Source organism: Phocaeicola sp. RTP21198st1_B8_RTP21198_201120 (assembly GCF_040929485.1).
Lineage (GTDB): Bacteria > Bacteroidota > Bacteroidia > Bacteroidales > Bacteroidaceae > Phocaeicola > Phocaeicola dorei.
The window spans coordinates 1,295-4,322 of record NZ_JBCOCI010000155.1 but is presented as its reverse complement, the minus strand read 5'-3'; the positions used below and the strand labels follow the sequence as shown (position 1 = coordinate 4,322).

Annotated in this window: 4 protein-coding genes and 1 pseudogene; 4 read left to right on the top strand and 1 reads right to left on the bottom strand. The window is 56.6% G+C overall.

What is annotated here, in order from left to right:
- Positions 1–33: 33 nt before the first annotated feature.
- Positions 34–306: a helix-turn-helix domain-containing protein gene (locus tag AB5935_RS23625; RefSeq protein WP_368327632.1), complete on the bottom strand. Its 273-nt coding sequence runs from the start codon at positions 304–306 to the stop codon at positions 34–36.
- A gap of 208 nt (positions 307–514) precedes the next feature.
- Between AB5935_RS23625 and AB5935_RS23620 the strand changes: the two genes are divergently transcribed.
- The 4 genes and pseudogenes from AB5935_RS23620 to AB5935_RS23605 form a co-directional block, all read left to right on the top strand.
- Complete coding sequence (locus AB5935_RS23620) at positions 515–871, top strand: helix-turn-helix domain-containing protein (RefSeq protein ID WP_015532456.1); 357 nt, start codon at positions 515–517, stop codon at positions 869–871.
- A 3-nt stretch (positions 872–874) separates the two neighbouring features.
- Positions 875–1,225, top strand: a complete 351-nt coding sequence (locus AB5935_RS23615) for a helix-turn-helix domain-containing protein (RefSeq protein ID WP_009016627.1) — start codon at positions 875–877, stop codon at positions 1,223–1,225.
- A 19-nt stretch (positions 1,226–1,244) separates the two neighbouring features.
- Positions 1,245–2,834, top strand: a complete 1,590-nt coding sequence (locus AB5935_RS23610; RefSeq protein ID WP_005944293.1) for a DUF4099 domain-containing protein — start codon at positions 1,245–1,247, stop codon at positions 2,832–2,834.
- A gap of 59 nt (positions 2,835–2,893) precedes the next feature.
- Positions 2,894–3,028 (top strand): annotated as a pseudogene (locus tag AB5935_RS23605) (topoisomerase); the annotation flags it as partial.

Here is a 3,028-nt window from a genome sequence, read left to right as displayed (position 1 = left end):
ATTTCGGATTCAGTGGGTTGTGAATAATAAAAATCATTTTCCGCCGGGATAGAGCGTGCCGACAAGCGGAATGAGCCTTTTGACCTCCTCCGGCTTGTAATAGAACCTGCGGTTAATCTGCGAGTAGCCGATAAGCCGCCTGTCGCGCAAGGTCTGCAACGTGCGCGGGCTGATCCTCAACTGCCCGCAGACCTCCTCGCCCGTGAGCCACCTTTCCATCCGCCCGCCGTCGCTCCTGCGCCTAAGGGTGGCTACCTTCTCCGCGAGGGCGTTGAAGGTCTTTTTCTCGATAGATACTATTTCCATAAGCAAAACATTTCAGAGTTTGCCGCAAAGGTAACGAAGCCGCCATGAACACGCACCGTTTCCCGCTAAAAGGCAGCTTGTTGCGCCGTCTGTCCGGGTTACGGAGCCATTATCCATAAAAATCTTACGTGAGCCACGTAGTGAGCTGTTAAAGCCCCTTTGGTTTATTGCCGAATTTTGCCGCAGAAACCAAAAGAAAAGACTGAATATGAAAGTGATAACGATGGAAAGTTCCGCCTTCACCGCATTGACGGAACAGATAGCCGAGATAGCGGCACACGTGCGTGCCGTTTCCGGCGGGAGGAAGGAAGAATCCCCCGACAGGCTGCTCACCACCCGCGAGGCGGCGCACCTGCTGAACGTGAGTTGCCGCACCCTCCAGCGCATGCGCAGCGAACAGCGCATCGCCTATGTCGTGCTGCGCGGCAAGTGCCGCTACCGGCAGTCGGAAATCGACCGCCTGCTCGAAGACAGCACCATTACGGGTGATGCCGCGACCCCGGAACAGATGAAACGCAACCACACGCTGCGCACGGGCGGCAAACCCAAAGGAAGGAGGACGTAGGACATGGAACTGCTTACCCGCAACAATTTCGAGAACTGGATGCAGAAAGTTATGGAACGGCTCGACCGTCAGGACGAGATGCTGCTCTCCATGCAGCCGTCCGGCAAAGCCCCGAACCCGATGGACGGGATCAGGCTTTTCGACAACCAAGACCTGTGCATGCTGCTCCAGATCAGCAAGCGCACCCTGCAACGCTACCGCAGCATCGGCGCATTGCCCTACAAGACGCTCGGCAAAAAGACCTATTACAGCGAGGCGGACGTGCTGACGTTCCTCTCCGAACATGTAAAGGACTTCCGCAAGGAAGATATAGCCTTCTACAAGGCTCGTATCCATAATTTCTTTCAAAAATAACCATTAAAACATTTTTCAGATGGCAAAGAAAAAAGACGAAAAGGACGTGCTGGTTGTCCGTGACGAGAAGACGGGCGAAATCAGCGTGGTAGCCGGGCTGAACGCCGACGGCTCCCCCAAGCGTATCCCCGCGAAAGCGGAGAACTCGCAGAGCTTCCTGCAATTCGACCGGCACGGCGACGTGCTGGACAACTTCTTCAAGAACTTCTTCCGCCAGTGCAAGGAACCCAGCCGCTTCGGTTTCTACCGTGTCGCGGCGGACCAAGCCGACAAACTGCTGGAGGTTATCAAGGACTTGCTGAAAGACCCCGACGGCAACAAGGAGATGCTTGCGCCCCACAAGGTGGACACCTCCGGCTACGAAAAGAAAGTACAGGAGGAGCAGTCCGCCGAAAAGCAGGAACAACCGGAACAGAAACAAGATGACGAACCTAAAAAACAGGAAGAAATGGAACAGAAAAACGAACAGAATCAGGAAAGCCCGCAACAGACGCAGGGCAACCGGGGCTACCAGCCCATCGACGAGAGCAAGATCAACTGGCAGGAGTTGGAGGAGAAATGGGGCGTGAAGCGCGACGACCTTGAAAAGTCGGGCGATCTTAACAGGATGCTCAACTACGGCAAGTCCGACTTGGTGAGGGTGTCGCCCAATTTCGGCGGAGAGGCTTTCGAACTGGACGCCCGCCTCTCCTTCAAGAAGGACGGCGAGGGCAATGTCAGCCTTGTGCCGCACTTCATCCGCAAGGAGCAGAAGCTCGACGAGTATAAGGAACACAAGTTCTCCGACGATGACCGGAAGAACCTGCGCGAAACGGGCAACCTCGGCAGGGTCGTGGACCTCGTGGACAGGGGAACGGGCGAGATCATCCCCTCGTTCGTCAGCATCGACCGCAAGACGAACGAAATCACGGATGTCCCGGCAAACAAGGTGCGCATACCGGAGCGCATCGGCAAGACGGAAATCACCAAGCAGGAGCAGGACATGCTGCGTGCCGGGCTGCCCGTGCGTGACAAGCTCATCGAGCGCAAGGACGGCAGGAAGTTCGTCACCACCCTGCAAGTGAACGTGGAGCAGCGCGGCGTGGAGTTCGTGCCGGGAACCGGCAGGTCGCCCCGTGCCGTCCAGACGCAGGAAACGAAGAACAACCCCGCACAGGGACAGGCGCAGGGTACGGAGAATGCCGCCAACACGCAGAAGGAGCAACGCCGCAACACGTGGACTAACGCCGACGGCAGCATCCGACCCATCAGCAAATGGAGCGGCGTGGACTTCACCGAGCAGCAGAAAGCCGACTACGTGGCTGGCAAAGCCGTGAAATTAGAGAACGTGACCGACAAGCAAGGCTTCCACGCCACGATGTACATCAAGTTCAATCCGGAGAAGGGACGCCCGTACCGCTACGACACCAACCCCGACAACGCTCAGAAGGTCGCCCCGTCCAACGAGAGCCGCACGCAGGTGGCGGTGAACAGCGAGGGCAAGACCAACGAGGCTACCAAGAACCTGAAAGAACCGTTGCGGAAGGGACAGACCGCCCCGAAGGACACCGCACAGCAACAGCAGCAGGAGAAGCCGCAGAAAAGAAACAATAAGGGCATGAAGATGTAATCCGGTGTCCGCCACTAAATCCGAAGTACCATTTGTAAAATTCAAAACGACAGAAGAATATGAAGACAATCATTGCAGAAAAGCCGTCTGTGGCACGTGAGATCGCCCGTATCGTGGGCGCGACAAAGAGAGAGGAAGGATATTTCGAGGGAGGCGGCTACGCCGTGACATGGGCGTTCGGACACCTCGTGCTC

Coding starts and splice junctions, on each gene's coding strand:
- AB5935_RS23625 (WP_368327632.1), bottom strand. CDS start 306: ATGGAAATAGTATCTATCGAGAAAAAGACCTTCAACGCCCTCGCGGAG.
- AB5935_RS23620 (WP_015532456.1), top strand. CDS start 515: ATGAAAGTGATAACGATGGAAAGTTCCGCCTTCACCGCATTGACGGAA.
- AB5935_RS23615 (WP_009016627.1), top strand. CDS start 875: ATGGAACTGCTTACCCGCAACAATTTCGAGAACTGGATGCAGAAAGTT.
- AB5935_RS23610 (WP_005944293.1), top strand. CDS start 1,245: ATGGCAAAGAAAAAAGACGAAAAGGACGTGCTGGTTGTCCGTGACGAG.